The following is a 16,303-nucleotide window of genomic DNA, read 5'->3' as shown; positions in this document are numbered from 1 at the left end:
TAATGATGAATTGAGCGACTATGGTGAAAAAGTTAAGAAGGTTACTCGTTTTTATAGTGATAGTTTATGGGTTTTTATATATTAATAATCATTGGCTCGTTACGACAGAGCTTATGCATGAGTCATCAAACGTACCAGCCAGCTTTGATGGGTATCGCATTACGCAAGTGACAGATTTGCATGATGCGACGTTTGGGGAAAACCAATCTCGCTTAGTAAAAAAAGTACGTGCTACAAACCCGGATGTTATTTTTGTAACAGGGGATTTAATTGATAGTAGACGCTATGATTTAGAAAATAGTTTACAAGCTGTGAAGCAGTTTGTTGCTATTGCGGATGTTTATTACGTGATTGGAAATCATGAGGTTGCGCTAAACAAGGTAGATGAAATTTATGCAGCGCTGATTGATTTAGGTGTTCACGTGTTACCGAATGATGCAGTAGTATTAGAGCGTGACGGGGAACGTATCGCTATTGCCGGTATCGAGGATCCGTTAATGGGGCAATCTGTGGATGTTTCGATTGATGAAGCAATGCAACATGTAGAGAGCAATCTTTTTACAATGCTTTTATCTCATCGACCAGAGCAGTTTGATATGTATGTACAAAAAGAGCTAGATGTTATTTTTACAGGACATGCTCATGGTGGACAAATAAGACTGCCATTTATTGGAGGGTTGGTTGCGCCATCTCAAGGGGCTCTACCAAAATATACGGCAGGTACGTTTGAAGAAAATGATACGAAAATGGTCATTAGTCGTGGTCTTGGAAATAGCGTTTTTCCGTTTAGAATTTTTAATTTACCAGAAATTGTTGTTATGGAATTAAAGAGTAAATCTTATTAAAACGTCACAAAAGTGGCGTTTTTTTTGAGGCAAGCTATTTTCAATACTTCAAAATAGCTTGCCCGCCATTCGTATCGTAAAATAGAGAAAATGCATACAAGGAGCTATTCGACATGGAAGGAATTATTACGCTCATTGCGATTCTATTAATCATTGTAATGACGTACCGTTTTATGCCGACGAAAGGTGTAAAGTATATTACGACAAAGGAATTACAACCGTTACTCAATGATGAACGCTATGTTTTCGTTGATGTACGAACGGTAAAGGAATATAAAGAAGCACATATTCCAAATTTTATTAATCGTCCACGCGGTGCATATTTAGGGGATTTGCCCAAGGACAGGCCAATTGTGGTTATTTGCCAGAGCGGTGTTCGAAGCAACCAAGCATGTAAAGAGCTTGTAAAACTAGGCTATACAGATGTTACGAATGTGCGACGAGGCATGAACGCGTTACGAGCGGGGTAAAAAAAGTAGGAGAAGAGCAAATCTTCCCCTATTTTTTTATGAAGAGATTACCTTTTCCATGGACCTTAAAAGTTGCTCGGCTGAAACGACCTTTTCTCCGCCCCCTTGAACAAGTGCATCATTGCCCCCGCCTTTCCCATTGATAAGTGGAAGGACAGCTGTAGAAATAGCTTTCATTGACTGGGTTTGTTCACTGCCACGTGCTGCCACGAACTGTAGTTTCTCGCCATTGTCGGCAACTAAAAGAGCAATAGCTGCTGGATTTTCTTGCGTAATAAAACGTGCTAGTTTTTGAAGTTGCTGGATTGAACGATTTGTAAAATAGGCAATAGGAATGGACTGTTTTGCTAATTCTTTTGCCTCAAAAATTAGTAATTCATCTTGTAATTCAGCTAAGCTTTTTTCGGTTGCTTTTGCAGTTTGTGCAAATTTACGTAACGCCTCTGCCGCATTTTCCTCTGGGACACTTAATTGGCGTGCAACATCTGTCAGTACTTGTTTTCGCATGGCAAGTTGCTTCCGTACACGATTTCCACATATAAAGTGAATTCGGATTTGCTGCTTTATTTTTTCAGTAGCTAAAATTTTTAAAAGACCAACTTGTCCTGTTGATGTTGGATGCGTACCTCCACAGCCATTGTAATCAAAATCTGGAATAATGACTAAGCGAATATCTTCTTCCACTTTGACATCTTTACGTAAGTTAAACTGAGCCAACTCGTCCTTTGTTACCCACTTTGTTTCAATTGTGCGATTTTCTAAAATAATATCATTGGCACGGTTCTCTACAGCTTGCAATTGTTCTTCTGTTACATCTGCTACATCTAAATCAATGGTTACAAGGTCAGTACCTAAATGGAAGCTAACAGTAGGTATGTTTAATAATTCGACAAAAGCCGCCGTTAAAATATGCTGACCAGCATGTTGTTGCATATGATCAAAACGACGCGTCCAATTTAGTTTTCCTGTAATTTCCCCGGAAATATTCTCCACGTCTTCGTGCGAATAATGCCGAATTTCATCCTCTACCTTTTCGACATCGATAATTTCGATAGTATTAATCCAGCCAGTATCATGAGGTTGTCCACCACCTGTTGGATAAAACGCTGTGTTATCGAGTACGATATAGGAACGGTCTGCTTCTTTTCCTGTTTTTACAACATTTGCTGTAAACTCTTTTTGCATCGCATCGACATAATAAAGTAATTTTTTCAACTTCGATCACTCCTTATGTTTAGTTTGGCATAGTGAGAGATTTCTGTCACGGGAATTCGCTATTGGTTGACGACTGCGTTTTTTTGATTATGATTAAATAGAAGATGTCCTGGAGGGAGCAAGAAAATGAATATTACACAATTTTCAATTGAAGAAATTTTAGATCCGACCAATATTATTGAAGGTAAACGCTATGAGTTTTTAATAGATGTGGAAGTAGACGAAGAGGATGAACTATATTCTGCTGCGGGTATTGAAATTCGTGCAATTGTTGGTGTTATTGAAGAAAATGTCCGTATTATGAACTATTACATTATGGATAAGGCGAATAATGAATATTTTGATTTTGCTTTAGAAGAAGAGGAAGAGGCAATGATTTTAGCCTTTTGTAAAGAGCAATTAGTAGCGGATGCAGAAGAACAAGCTGAAGTAGAATAATGATTATGTTAAAGGGCAACCATAGGAGGTTGCCCTTTTGACATTTACCAAGCTGCAATTGAACCATCTGTTCGAGGCTCTGTGCCTCCATAAAGTACGCCTGTTTTTTGATCACGCCAAATTATTTGTCCACGACCGAAACTACCTCCATCTACCGTTACATGGATGTTATGACCTTTGCGTTCAAGCGCCTGTATTAAATAATTTGGAAAATGTGGTTCGACATCAATTCGTTTTTCGCCCATCCACTGCCATCTTGGCATATCAAGTGCCGCTTGTGGATTTAAATGGAAATCAATCGTATTTGTAACGACTTGGAAATGCCCCTGTGGTTGCATATAACCGCCCATCACACCAAATGGACCGACCGCCTTGTCATCCTTTGTTAAGAAGCCTGGAATAATTGTATGATAAGTACGCTTGCTTGGCTGTAGGAAGTTTGGATGCTGTTCATCAAGTGAAAAATCATAGCCTCGATTTTGTAGGGCCACACCCGTCTCAGGAATGACAATACCAGATCCAAAGCCCATATAGTTACTTTGTATAAAGGATACCATGTTTCCTTCTGCGTCAGCTGTTGCTAAATAAACAGTTCCACCTTTTGGAATGTCAAATGGCTTCGGTTCTAGTGCTGTATCAGTAATTTCTGAAAAACGGGACTCACCGTAAGCAGGAGAAAGTAATGTTTCCACCTTTACAGGCATTTGATTCCGCTCTGTTACGAAGGCCTTTCCATCCGTGTAAGCAATTTTCATAGCCTCGATTTGCTGATGTAGTGTGTCTGCGTCCTGCCATTTTGGATCTGCTTGCTTGTAAATGTTTAAAGCCATTTGTGCAACGATTCCTTGTCCGTTCGGAGGAATTTCCCACACATCATAACCTTTGTAGTGCACTTTTATAGGTTCTACCCACTCTGGCTTATAGCTTGCTAAATCCTCTTTTGAAATAAAGCCGTTATGTTGTTTCATGAAATCCTCAATTTTGTCTGCGATCTCACCTTTATAAAACGCTTCCCCGTTTGTTTCTGCAATTTTGCGTAGTGTATCGGCATGCCCAGGTGATCGCCAAACTTCGCCAATTTCTGGCATACGCCCATTGATGGAAAACGTATCGAACCATGCATCAAATTCCTTTGACGTTAATGTAGTTTTATATTTTTTGTACCCATTTTGCCAGTTTTGACCGAGTGTAACGGAAATTGGATACCCTTCTTCTGCATAGGAGATAGCAGGTGCTAGCACTTCTGTTAATGGCAATTTACCGAAGCGCTTTGAAAGAGCAACCCATGCGGAAGGGGCTCCTGGAACAGTTACAGGGATGACACCATGCATCGGTATTTTATCGAAGCCACGCTCAGCTAAAGCTTCCTTTGAAATACTTTTCGCAGATGGACCTGAAGCATTTAACCCGAATAGTTCTTCTTTCATCCAAACGAGCGCAAAAGCATCACCACCGATACCATTTGATGTTGGTTCAACGACTGTAAGTGCCGCAGCGGTTGCAATGGCCGCGTCGACTGCGTTGCCACCTTTTTTCAATATATCAAGCCCTGCTTGAGCCGCAAGTGGTTGTGATGTAGCGACCATGCCACGGTTTGCAATGACTGTATTTCGTTTACTTGCAAACGGATAGTTTAAAAAATCCATATAAAAATCCCCCTTAAAAGCTATTTAACTATTAGAATATTACGGCTATATTGGTTTTACGCATAAATTATGATTTAAGAAATGAATTTGTCTTTAACTCCTTAAAAGTGTCTCTTTATCTTTTAATCTAGAGTTTAGTGCAATTTACTTTAATAGCTCATCCACCCAACGTTGAACTTTTAATCCTTCTTCAAATGTTACGACGAACGCTTCTTCATCTAAAAGTAGGTTACGACAAGCTTCAAGCATTGTTTGCGGTGCGCCCTCTGGTATAATTTCTATTTCTGCTTCATACGCATTGCTCGTCCAGACTTGAGACCAGTTTCGTAATGTAACAACTTTCTTTGTTCCAAAAATTTTGTAATCGATACGCTCTTCCTGACCAATTGTTGAGAGCCCATTAATTACAATCGGAATTCCACCTACTGTTTTTGCTAGAGCCGTAACGCCGGTTTCGCATAATTCTACATTTTCTGGATATGTCGTTTCGTGCGCTAAAATAGTAATCTCACCAAATAGATGATGTGTTAACTGTAAGTAATGTGGGAAAATCTCACGAATGAATCCACCCTGCTCACGTGATGCAATCCAAGGATTTTGCTGCCATTTACGTGGCCATTCAGGGAAATATGTATGGAGCTCGATGCGCGTAATATCGCCCATTTCTTCGGCAAGCTCTTTTTTTAGTTGATGTACAGCCGCACCATACATGAGTGGGAAGTGCATTGCCGATTTGATCTTCGCATCTGCTGCCACCTTCACCATTGTTTCTCCGTCTGTAGCATCATGTGCCAGTGGTTTTTCAGATAAAATATGTAAGCCATGCTTAGCAATTTCTTCTGCAAGTGGGGCATGACTAACAGGAGGGGTACCAATGTATACCCAATCAGGCTTTAGTGACAGCAATTGTTGTAAGCTTTCTACTTTACGTACGCTATACTTTTCTGCAAGCAGTGTTAAGCGTTCTTTATTTTCATCGAAAATAGCTGCAATTTCATAGTTTTCATTTTGTAATGCTTGGTTAATGATGCGTTCACCAACAACACCTGTACCAATAATACCTATTGTTGTTTTTGTCATATTTGCTATAGCTCCTTTAAATGTGGGATTATTCTGATAGTTAGTGTAGCATATTTTATGAAATAGGAAACATTGTAAAATTTGTAGTCGTCCAATAAAAAGTTGGAATTTCAATTATAAAAAATGAAAAATAGTTCATAAATAGGGAATGTTTTAATAAGGAGTGATTAAAATGAAAGTTATTATTATTGGAGGAGACGCAGCAGGTATGAGTGCTGCGATGGAAATTGTACGTAATAATAATGCTGCTCAGGTGCTCGTATTAGAAAAGGGCGAGATTTATTCATACGGACAATGTGGATTACCGTATGTCATTAATGGAAAAGTACGTGATACAACTACGCTTATTGCTCGAGATGTAGAGGAATTCCGTTCGAAGTATGGAATTGATGCTCGTATTTTTCATGAGGTAACAGCAATCGATACGAAACTACAAACGGTGTACGGATTGGATGTTAATAGTCGAGAGCCGTTTGAATTTATGTATGATTGTTTACTAATTGCAACTGGAGCAGCACCAACGATGCCCTTTAAAAAATATAAACAGTTGAAAGGGGTTCATCATGTAAAGACGATTCCTGAAATGGACACTTTAATGGCGGAGCTTCCTTCCGCCAAGCATGTAACGATTATTGGTGGAGGCTATATTGGTTTAGAAGTTGCAGAGACAATGCGCGAGCGTGGACTTGAAGTGAGGATTATTCAGCAAGGGAACCAGCTAATGAAGGCGCTTGATTATGAGCTTGCGCAGCTTGTTTATGATGAGGCAATTAAGAATGGGATTGAAGTATTATTGAATGAATCGGTTGTAGGCTTTGATGGCACAGATTTTGTCGAAAGTGTTCAAACAAAAACAGGAACCTATATGACAGATGTCGTGATCGTAGCCGCAGGAGTGCGTCCAAATACGCAATTTGCAGAAGGCTTTGCAAAACTAGAAAACGGTGCATTAATCGTTAATGAAAGAATGGAAACATCTATTACGAATGTTTATGCAGCAGGGGATTGTGCATCTCATTATCATCGTATAAAGAAGCAGGTTGATTATTTACCCCTTGGAACTACTGCCAATAAACAAGGGCGTATAGCTGGGTTAAATATTGTCGGCTTTGATCAAAAATTTAAGGGGATTGTTGGTACATCGATCTTAAAATTTTTTGATTTACAAATTGGCATGACCGGCTTGAATAATATCGATGCCGATAAGTTAAATGCAGTTGTCGAGGCAATTGTATATGAGGCTAATGATATTGCGAGCTATTATCCAAATGCACGACCAATGAAAATTCGTATGCTTGTTGAGCAACAAAGTCGTAAGTTACTTGGAGTACAAATTGTTGGCCAAAACGGTGTTGATAAGCGAATCGATGTTTTTGCCACAGCGCTATATAATGAAATGACCTTTGAGGAGCTATTAAATTTAGACTTAGCATATGCACCTCCATTTAGTGGGGTATGGGATGTACTTATGCAAGCACCGAAACGTTTTGGGAGAAAAGAATAAAATAAGTGAAACTTAAATTAAAAACAAAGAAGCCAGGCGTAAAATATGAACTGAACCCTATTTTGTAGACAGTTTAATAAAAAACAAGATAGCCATTTAATTAGGCTGCGATTAGATGACTTCGGTAACTCGCCGGAGTCATCTTTTTTAATGTCCATTGCTTTCTTGTGTGGTTGTAATGCGTGATATAGTCAATGACTTGTGTATGTAGCTCCGTGAAACTTTCAGCTTCATGATAATCGACTTCATCTTTAAAATGACCAAAGAACGATTCCATTGGCGCATTATCTAGACAGTTTCCTCGACGTGACATAGATTGTTTTAACCCCATGTCTTTCACAAGCTTCTGAAATCCTGGATGCGTATAATGAAACCCCTGATCCGAATGAATCATTGCTTCCGGATGAAGATTCCCATCCAAATGATGTTTTAATTGTTCAAGTGTTTCATAAACAATCGACAATTTAAGAGTAGTAGCTAGTTTATACGCAACGATTTCTCTTGTTGCGACATCTTTTACACATGATAAATAAGCCGTACGGCCACCCTTATATTGGAGATAGGTAATGTCTGTTAAGAAGACTTTTCCTGGCTCGTCTTGTTTGAATGCCCGATTTAAGTAATTTGGAATTTGACGATGTGCTTCATTCGCTTTTTCTATAAGTCGATAAGGATTGGCACGACGAACCTTCGCATACAAATTAAATTTACGCATCAATCGAAGAATTTTTTTATGGTTCATCGGTTTCCCTAATTGGTCCACCAGTTCCATATAAAACCCTCGATAACCAATTTTGCCTTTTGCTTCATCATAGATTACTTTTAGTAAAAGATAATCTTGATAATCAGCTTCTTCACGTAATGAATGTTTCTCCATATTTTGTCGCCATTTATAGTAACCACTCGAGCTGACATTTGCTACTTCACAAAGATACCGTGTCATATTTTTGAGTTGAAATAATCGAATCGTTTCACTGATTGCTTGATATTTTTCTTTGGGTGTTAAAAACGATTCTTCTTCGCCTGCCTTTCCATTTCGTCGAGCTTTTTTAAGAGCGCTAGCTCTGCTTCCAATAGATGAATACGAGCTTCTGCTTTCTCTAACTTTTTATCAGCTGATAATTTTTCGGCACGTGGGCGACCTGTACTGCCTTTTCCACGACGCTCTTGTGTAAAACCATCCTCACCGTATGTTTGATAAATTTTCTTCCACCTATGAACAGCACTTTGAACTTTTTTAATCCCGATGATTTCTAAATCAAAGCCTGCAGCTTTGAAGATTTCGGTAGGCCCTTTGCCTTTTAGATTTTCTTGAACAGCTTTTAATTTGAAAGCTACTGTATATTGAATAGATCGATCGGTTATCAAAACGACATTTGGATTCTGTTCAATTTGTCGACGTTGATGTTCGTTAAAAATTATTTTACTCATGATGTTCTCCCGTTCTTAAATCGTATGGTCAGTATAACGGGGATTTCTAGGAATGAAAATAGAAAAAACCCCGAATAGGTCACTTTTTTCTAAAGTGTCTACTATTCGGGGTTCAGTTCAATATTATGCCAGGCTTCTTTGTTTAATTTATGAAAGAGGTGTTAGTCAAATGGTTCAAATAAAGTTGAACAATTTTTGTTTACACATTCTAACAGCTCGGACTTTCTGTTAGGTGGAATAATGTGCGAACGTCAATTACTCTTTTGAACTTGTATTTACTATACCGCAAAAATATAACAAAAATACGTTTTTAACAAAACTGTAAATGATATGTAAAGTATAAGAAACTCTCCGAAACCTTCTATTTAAAGGTTTTAGAGGAGATTTGTTCACTTCATGTCTGTCATCATATGTAGATTGCATAACAAAAAGATGACATGTATAACAATGCAATACGAAGCATCAGCTGAAATACAATTAAATAATCAATTATTACTAATGTGAGGATTGAGCCTTTTAATACAACTATGAATCTTTAAAATATAAACGAGGAAATTGTAAAATATAAACATAAATTTATAAAAAGTTCATTTTCAGCAATAGGGTGCCTATGTTTATACATTCTATTGCGAATTTATACATGTAATTTACAGGGGTGGGAAGGGGGTGTGATTGTATTCAATTTTACTAATAATTATACATCTTATATATTATTTTAATATAATTATTTCGTGTTAATGTAAGCAATTGATAGTCAATCAACTGGAAATTCAAATATAAATACTTATAATAATATGGTAAGATACGGTATTAACAATCAAATTGTTTTATTTTAGGTAGATCTTACTTGATTGACATGTTGCTAAAATTGGTAAAAAAGTTGAGCATTCATCTTATTAAAGGGGCATACAATAGCATTGTTCATATGTGCTAATAGTGTTTCAAAATTAGAGACAAATGTTTGGTAACTATTTTTAGCTGTATAGCAGGTTGTTGTTGTTTTGATACGACAGATTCTGCCAATTCCTCTCCAGTAAACTTCTTGATAAGAAGATAATTTATAAGTTTTGTTAACCTGCTTTACTATTTGCTCTATCCCTACAGTGTTAGCGTTCCCAAAAACTCTCCTTCAATAGTTCATTATCAAATAGTGCAAATGTTTTGACTTTGTTAGAAATCCTATCGTAATCCATATGTAGAAAATTGTATAATAAAGGTAGAAATTGTTTTGAATATTTTATTTTTATAGATTTTGTCTATTCGGAAGTATTGATTAAAAATTTGATCAAGAAATGAGGGCTTAAGATGTTAAAAGAACAATCTCCGATACTCCAACCAAGTACAGAGGTACAGGAACATACTGTACTTATAGAAGAACCGCCAATACAGGCAGTGGAAACTTTATTTGTCAATGAGTTTACAGATGGTGTATTAAATCCACAGAACGCAATGCTTGGTCCCCTTAAAGACGGAGGGACAATTATTGCGAACACAGCACCAGGTTGTTGGGGACCGATGATTACACCTGCTATTCGTGGTGGACATGAAGTGACAAAGCCTGTCTATGTTGAGGGCGCAGAAGTGGGAGATGCACTAATTATCCAAATTAAATCGATACAAGTGACGTCGATTGCAACTTCTTCTGGAACGGATGAAGCGCAAGGAGATCGTTTTATTGGAGATCCTTTCGTAAAGGTAAAATGTCCTGGCTGTGGTAAGCTTCACCCACAAACGGTCGTACAGGGTATTGGACAGGAATCTGTACGCTGTGCAACTTGTGGAACAGACACATCACCATTTAAATTAGCGAACGGTTATACAATGACTTTTCATCCAAAGGGTGATATAGGTTTAACGGTAGGAAAAGAGACAGCTCGACGTATTGCTCAAAACGCAAAAAACTTTATGCGTACACCAGAAAATTCAGTGCAAAATCCGATAACGGCATTCGCACCAAGTGATTTAATCGGGGTTATAGCAAGAATGCGTCCATTCGTAGGTCAGCTTGGTACAACCCCTTCTAAAGCAATGCCTGATTCACATAATGCAGGTGATTTTGGAACATTTTTAATCGGTGCACCTCATGAATATACAATGACTGAGGATGAATTACACATTCACCGAACAGACGGTCACATGGATATAAGTCGCGTACGTGAAGGCGCAGTGTTAATTTGTCCAGTAAAAGTGGCTGGTGGAGGTGTGTATGTTGGGGATATGCACGCAATGCAAGGTGATGGTGAAATTGCAGGCCATACAACAGATGTTGCAGGCATCGTGCAGCTACAAGTAAGCGTTTTGAAAAAAGTGAATCTTGAGGGACCAATTTTATTACCGAACTTGGAGGATTTACCCTATACAGCAAAGCCTTTTACGAAGGAAGAAAAACGCATTGCTAGAGATTTGGCGGAAGAATATGGTGTGAAGCAAATAGAAGATAGCTATCCATTATCGATCGTCGGAAGTGGTGCGACATTAAATGAGGCAACGGATAATGCACTGGAACGTGCGGCTAAACTATTTGAGTTATCCATTGATGAAGTGAAAAACCGAGCGACAATAACAGGCTCCATTGAAATTGGTCGCCACCCTGGTGTTGTAACAGCGACAATGCAAATGCCTAAAACAATCCTGAAAAAGGCGAGAATATTAAAACCTATTAAACGTCAATATGATTGCTAATTGGTTTTTATAAAATAACTACTTTTCGGGATTAATTTTAAGAGAAGTAGAGGGGATGATGCTATGCAACTATTTATGAAAAAAATAGAATCACTGGTCAACTCAATTAGCGTACAATCTGGTGTAGGCATGATTGAAACGGTCAGTGAGCGGGATGATAGTAAGAACGTTGTACTAAAAATTACGGCAAACACACCAATTGTGACAAAGGACGGTCAACTAATAGGTGTTTCTGCAATTCCTGTAAAGGGAAAAATTATAGCATATGTGGATTCACGTAACCCTTTACCAATGATTCATCCACTACAAATAACTCCCCTTTTAGTCATTTTTGATCAATATAATAAAAAGGGAGAGGTTTCGGTTGGCGCATTTGATGAAAGACTTTATAGTGAACAGCTTAAATTAAAGCTACATGTAAATGAAGCGACTGAAATTGTGGATTTACAAGGAAAGCGTGTCGATGTGAAAAACCTCGCTGGAAGATTATTATTCGTTTTTCATGGAGCAACAACTAGAAGCATTCCAGCTCAAGCAAACCCCACAAAAATTATTGCAACAAACGTTGTAGAAATGGCATAAATCTAAGCATACCGCATCCTTTTGAGGGACCATTTTAAGCGTAAATTCAAGAGGATGAAGTTATGCTTTTTTGATTGTGAGCAAAATATATACTATCGTTTAGTTTATAGTTAAGTGAAAAGGACTTTTCATAAACTTCAAAACTTTGCTATATTTGAAAACAGAGATGGGAAAAGATTGAAGGGGGAATTCAATTGTTGCTTTTCTTTGATGAGCAGCTCTTTCAACGGACAAATGGACAAACAGGTGAGATATTAGAAAAAGCATTGAGTGTAAAAAATCAACAGCCCCCTCGTGAAATGCTATGGGGAGAAACGCTCAATAGTTCGGAGTTTTTAGTCGATCAGGAACGAGCGGAACGCTTTTGTTTTCAATTGCTTAAAAATTATTGGGGCAACGTAAATTTATTTTTTTATGATTCTTTTCATGAAGCAAATTTTAATATTGAAACAGCAAATGAAAAAATGAAAAATTTTTTTGAATATCCACAAAATAGGCAGCAACTATTTGCTTTTTTGCTTCTACACGGGGAAGTACAATTTGAACAAATTGTTGAATTTATTTTTGCAAAGCCGATTAGTGCACCAGTTATACCAACAGGTCTTGATAAAATTAGCGTCTTTAAAGTAAATGAACGGTACTTAATTCAACCAATTTATTCGGAGCACTCGGCGTTTTGGGAAACAATTTATACAAAAAAGTTATATTCCTTATTTTTGCAATTTTCCCTTCAAAAAATGGAGCGACCAGTGGATCTTATGACGATCTTCAAGACCCAATTGCAGCAGCAACTTACTATGAATCGTGTGGCAACAATTATACATAAATTAATCCAACAACTTGATTATGAAAATCCTAAATCCTTTGCACTTAAGCAGCTTCATTTATTCAATGTTCGGTCGCACTTTACAAGTGGACGACGCCATTTTTTAAAGTTAAGAAAATGTATTTCAACATTGCAACAAAATTGGGCAACGGGCCCTTTTGCACTAAATGATAAGGAAAATACATTATTAGCTTATATGTTATTTCAAGAAGCAGTGTTTAAAAGAAATTGCCAAAATATTATTATGCAAGGCCAGTATTTAATTGAAAATGAACGTTTAACAGACCATGCCATCGAGCTAGTAGTTGAATATGGGGATGTATTGAGCAGTATGAATCCTCAGCCGGGAGCATTAGTAAAGGACTATAAGGGGAATTATTTAGAGCATGTTTTTTATGTACTGATCGATACCCTTGTCAAAGAGGGGCAATTTAACCGCGCATTCAAGCTCATTAAAAATTATGAATTAGCTTCATGTACAGTCATTTATGAGCTAGTAAATAAAGAGAATGAGCAACAGGAGCTGCATAAAATTGAAGCAATGGTGCAACAAAATATCGCCATACTTGTCGATGGTACCCCACAACGAATCCGTGAATCGATAATGACATGGCAAACAGAATACTTAATTAAACAAGGCCCTTACTATGTGATCGCAGAAATGTCATCGCAACATATTTGTAACTTATTAAAAATATTATTTCATGCAGAGCAGGATAGTATTGTTGAAAAATTATTAAGCGTTTATAAAAAATATTTACTCATCCCGTCACATTTACAAAATTTCCGACAATTTATTGAACAACATATGACATTAAAGGTATAAAATAAATTCCATTTCATGAGGTTTTGATGTGAAGAATGTAATAATGGCATAGTGTCTCGTCGTGTAGTGTGCCATTTTTGATTGATCTCAAATATCAAAAAGTTATTACTTTTATTGTGAAATTTTTCACAGCTAACGGAAAGCTCCTTCTATTAAACTTTGTATTAGAAGGAGTGAGAACGATGATAAAAGGATTTCTATTAAGCTGCGCAGGTATCGTGCTTTCGGTAAGTTTAGGCGTTGGAATTTACTACAGCTTCGTATCAGTAGGGTGAAGCACAAAAAAGGTGTATCGAAACAAGCTCATTAGTGCTGTTTTGATACACTTTTTTATTATTACTTGGAAGGTCTAAGGATAGTAGTCCTTATTAAATGTCCAATAAGCCGAATTGTCCTCTAAGTGCAATAGATTGTCTAATAAGTTGAGTTGATTGTCCAATAATTTCCCCTTGTCCATTAACTCTTCAGAAAAGGCCTATAATCAAGGGGATTTATCCATTATTACGCGTCAATACCCAGCCCAACTATTCCGAATGCCCGAAAGCTATTTATATTCAAAAGAAAATTCTTCCTCAAGTCCTTTCCCCTATATTGTTACTTTAATACTCCTTGTACCCGCAGTGCTTCAATTTCCTCTTTTGAATAGCCATATTGCAATAAAATTTCCTCGGAGTGAGCACCCATTTTTGCACCAACATATTGATAAGTTGGTTCGACACCATCAATTTTTAGTGCGGTTCCAATTTGTTGTTGCGTTGACCCATCTTCTTTTGGCACATTTACAAGCATGTTGCGAGCTTGAATTTGTGGATGTTCACATGCTTCATCAAAGGTTAAGACTGGCTCTACACAGCCATGGAAATCTTCGTTGAAAATTTCGAGCCATTGCGCAAATGTTTTTGAACAAAAAGCATCTTGAACCGCCTCTTTAAAACGCTGTTGTGTATAAGAAGAATCATTAAAGGTACTATCAATTAGTTCTGGAATTTCGAGTGCCTCACAAAGTAATTTACGAAATTGAGGTTCTAAGCTTCCAACCGAGAAATAGCGTCCATCCTTTGTTCGATAATAGTCGTAAAACGTACCACCATTTAAAATTTCTTCCTCCGGCTGTGGCGGACGACCGCTACCAAAGTATTGCGCCCCATATAAGGCGTTCATAGCAAACATTGCATCAGTCATTGAAACATCAATAAATTTACCTTCCCCAGTTTTTTCTCGGTGTAATGCGGCAGCGAGCACCCCTACTGCTGCATGCATTGTACCACCGGCGATATCGGCAATTTGGATGCCCATTGCAACAGGTTTTTTATCCTTTAAACGTGAATGATCGAGCACGCCGCCAACAGATAAGTAGTTATTGTCATGACCTGGGCGATTGGCGTATGGACCTGTTTGTCCATAGCCTGTAATGGCGCAATAAATAAGGCGCGGATTAATTTTTCTAAGCGTTTCATAATCGATGCCAAGACGCTTCATTACTCCAGGTCGGAATCCTTCAATGACAATGTCGTAATCTGCAATAAGCTTTTTTACAATCTCAATGCCACCGGGTGTTTTTAAATCGAGTTGCAGTGATTTTTTTGAACGATTTAAATGCTGATGAATGTAAGATTCACGATCTGCATCGTATGGTGGCATAATGCGCATCAAATCAACACGACGTTCTGATTCGATATGGATTACATCGGCCCCTAAATCAGCAAACATCATTGTGGCAAAAGGTCCCGGTAAAAGTGAACAAAAATCAAGTACTTTTAAACCGTTTAAAATTGTCATAATCCCATCCCCCTTTTTGAAGTAGATAAAAACAATCTGTAATATTACAGAATTAATAAGTATACAACAGTATTATAACAGTTGTATTTTTAATTTCATATAAGAATATTGCAAAAAATGAAATGAATGGATATTCACTTTATACTATTATAGTTAAAATTATCTGATAATTATAGTAGTAAAATGAAGGAAATTTTTACGAGTTCTAGAAATTAACTGAAACGTTTACACAAATAAAGCGACTAATGTGTAAAAGGGGCGAAAAAAAATGAAAAAATGGGTTTTATTTGCGACGTTATCATTAATTCTAACGGGTTGCTTGAACGAAACGCATACAGAAATCGACTGGGTTGATTTTGTTCGCTTTAACGACACAACCTATTATGGTAGTTACTCGAAGGAAATTACCTCCGAAACCGATTTAGGTGAAGTAGCATCCATTGTGGAATTTAAAGTAGCGGAAAATGTCACGAATTCCTCATACAAAATTAAAAATGGGGATGCAGCCTTTCATGAAAAGGGTACTAAAATTTATGAAGTGAAAGGTACGGAAGGGATATTTGCTGTAAAAAGCGACCATAAAATAAATGGCTACCAAATTTATTCAGAAAAAGAGCGGAACCGTTTTGATGAAATGGATCAAACAACCGTAATAAAAATAGAGCTATATCAGCAATTAGATGATGGAATGCTTCTGCACATGAATACAATTGACAACAAAGAAACAATTCAAACACTGTTATCAATCTTAAATGCAGGACAGGAAGATCGTGAGTTTGAGCCAAATTGGACGGAGCATAATCTAGATTATTATCATCTTCTTTTTTATCATGGGGGACCGATTGTAGATAGCTATAGCCTCCATTATGACGGAGAAACGTATTACTGGTACCCATTTGAAGCAACTATTTTAGATGAAAAAATTAGTGAGTTTATTATAACGCCATAAAAAAGCTTCAGGACTGAATCGTCCCGAAGC

The 16,303-nt window shown here is 37.4% G+C and carries 13 protein-coding genes; 8 read left to right on the top strand and 5 right to left on the bottom strand.

Translation table 11 applies throughout. The annotated features are described in order from the left end of the window. The first annotated feature begins 23 nt into the window (after positions 1-23). Positions 24-845, top strand: coding sequence for a metallophosphoesterase (locus MKZ17_RS18955; RefSeq protein WP_340725263.1), 822 nt, complete (start codon positions 24-26; stop codon positions 843-845). 113 nt (positions 846-958) lie between these two features. Next, a complete protein-coding gene (locus MKZ17_RS18950) occupies positions 959-1,315 on the top strand; it encodes a rhodanese-like domain-containing protein (protein WP_340725262.1) in 357 nt (118 codons plus the stop codon). Between the two features lie 36 nt (positions 1,316-1,351). Here the strand turns inward: MKZ17_RS18950 and MKZ17_RS18945 are convergent, their stop codons facing one another. Beyond that, entirely contained in the window at positions 1,352-2,530 is a 1,179-nt protein-coding gene (locus MKZ17_RS18945; protein ID WP_340725261.1) for an alanyl-tRNA editing protein, read from the bottom strand. 126 nt (positions 2,531-2,656) lie between these two features. Between MKZ17_RS18945 and MKZ17_RS18940 the strand changes: the two genes are divergently transcribed. After that, positions 2,657-2,968, top strand: a complete 312-nt coding sequence (locus MKZ17_RS18940) for a DUF6509 family protein (protein ID WP_340725260.1) — start codon at positions 2,657-2,659, stop codon at positions 2,966-2,968. A 44-nt stretch (positions 2,969-3,012) separates the two neighbouring features. Here MKZ17_RS18940 and MKZ17_RS18935 read toward each other — a convergent pair whose 3' ends face one another. Continuing rightward, positions 3,013-4,614, bottom strand: coding sequence for a gamma-glutamyltransferase family protein (locus tag MKZ17_RS18935; RefSeq protein ID WP_340725259.1), 1,602 nt, complete (start codon positions 4,612-4,614; stop codon positions 3,013-3,015). Positions 4,615-4,758: 144 nt separating this feature from the next. Next, entirely contained in the window at positions 4,759-5,694 is a 936-nt protein-coding gene (locus MKZ17_RS18930) for a Gfo/Idh/MocA family protein (RefSeq protein WP_340725258.1), read from the bottom strand. Positions 5,695-5,866: 172 nt separating this feature from the next. Between MKZ17_RS18930 and MKZ17_RS18925 the strand changes: the two genes are divergently transcribed. Beyond that, entirely contained in the window at positions 5,867-7,198 is a 1,332-nt protein-coding gene (locus MKZ17_RS18925; protein ID WP_340725257.1) for an FAD-dependent oxidoreductase, read from the top strand. A 100-nt stretch (positions 7,199-7,298) separates the two neighbouring features. Here the strand turns inward: MKZ17_RS18925 and MKZ17_RS18920 are convergent. Then, a protein-coding gene (locus MKZ17_RS18920; RefSeq protein ID WP_340722512.1) for an IS3 family transposase occupies positions 7,299-8,629 on the bottom strand; the annotation gives its coding sequence in 2 pieces (ribosomal slippage) (positions 7,299-8,254 and positions 8,254-8,629; 1,332 coding nt in all). A gap of 1,383 nt (positions 8,630-10,012) precedes the next feature. On the opposite strand from MKZ17_RS18920, the gene MKZ17_RS18915 reads away from it, so the two are divergent. The 3 genes from MKZ17_RS18915 (at position 10,013) to MKZ17_RS18905 (ending at position 13,545) form a co-directional block, all read left to right on the top strand. Beyond that, complete coding sequence (locus tag MKZ17_RS18915) at positions 10,013-11,311, top strand: acetamidase/formamidase family protein (RefSeq protein ID WP_340725584.1); 1,299 nt, start codon at positions 10,013-10,015, stop codon at positions 11,309-11,311. A 63-nt stretch (positions 11,312-11,374) separates the two neighbouring features. Next, positions 11,375-11,893: a hypothetical protein gene (locus MKZ17_RS18910; protein WP_340725256.1), complete on the top strand. Its 519-nt coding sequence runs from the start codon at positions 11,375-11,377 to the stop codon at positions 11,891-11,893. 194 nt (positions 11,894-12,087) lie between these two features. Continuing rightward, a complete protein-coding gene (locus MKZ17_RS18905) occupies positions 12,088-13,545 on the top strand; it encodes a Fe-S-cluster redox enzyme (RefSeq protein ID WP_340725255.1) in 1,458 nt (485 codons plus the stop codon). 594 nt (positions 13,546-14,139) lie between these two features. Here MKZ17_RS18905 and MKZ17_RS18900 read toward each other — a convergent pair. After that, entirely contained in the window at positions 14,140-15,324 is a 1,185-nt protein-coding gene (locus tag MKZ17_RS18900; protein WP_340725254.1) for a CaiB/BaiF CoA transferase family protein, read from the bottom strand. A 268-nt stretch (positions 15,325-15,592) separates the two neighbouring features. Between MKZ17_RS18900 and MKZ17_RS18895 the strand changes: the two genes are divergently transcribed. Then, positions 15,593-16,273, top strand: coding sequence for a hypothetical protein (locus MKZ17_RS18895; protein ID WP_340725253.1), 681 nt, complete (start codon positions 15,593-15,595; stop codon positions 16,271-16,273). Positions 16,274-16,303: the final 30 nt, after the last annotated feature.

It is taken from the genome of Solibacillus sp. FSL R7-0682, assembly GCF_038005985.1.
Taxonomy (GTDB): domain Bacteria; phylum Bacillota; class Bacilli; order Bacillales_A; family Planococcaceae; genus Solibacillus.
This window is presented reverse-complemented; position numbering and strand designations above follow the sequence as displayed.

Excerpts from the sequence above, each read along its gene's own strand:
- MKZ17_RS18950 (WP_340725262.1), top strand. The coding sequence starts at position 959 with ATGGAAGGAATTATTACGCTCATTGCGATTCTATTAATCATTGTAATG.
- MKZ17_RS18940 (WP_340725260.1), top strand. The coding sequence starts at position 2,657 with ATGAATATTACACAATTTTCAATTGAAGAAATTTTAGATCCGACCAAT.
- MKZ17_RS18935 (WP_340725259.1), bottom strand. The coding sequence starts at position 4,614 with ATGGATTTTTTAAACTATCCGTTTGCAAGTAAACGAAATACAGTCATT.
- MKZ17_RS18930 (WP_340725258.1), bottom strand. The coding sequence starts at position 5,694 with ATGACAAAAACAACAATAGGTATTATTGGTACAGGTGTTGTTGGTGAA.
- MKZ17_RS18925 (WP_340725257.1), top strand. The coding sequence starts at position 5,867 with ATGAAAGTTATTATTATTGGAGGAGACGCAGCAGGTATGAGTGCTGCG.
- MKZ17_RS18910 (WP_340725256.1), top strand. The coding sequence starts at position 11,375 with ATGCAACTATTTATGAAAAAAATAGAATCACTGGTCAACTCAATTAGC.
- MKZ17_RS18900 (WP_340725254.1), bottom strand. The coding sequence starts at position 15,324 with ATGACAATTTTAAACGGTTTAAAAGTACTTGATTTTTGTTCACTTTTA.
- MKZ17_RS18895 (WP_340725253.1), top strand. The coding sequence starts at position 15,593 with ATGAAAAAATGGGTTTTATTTGCGACGTTATCATTAATTCTAACGGGT.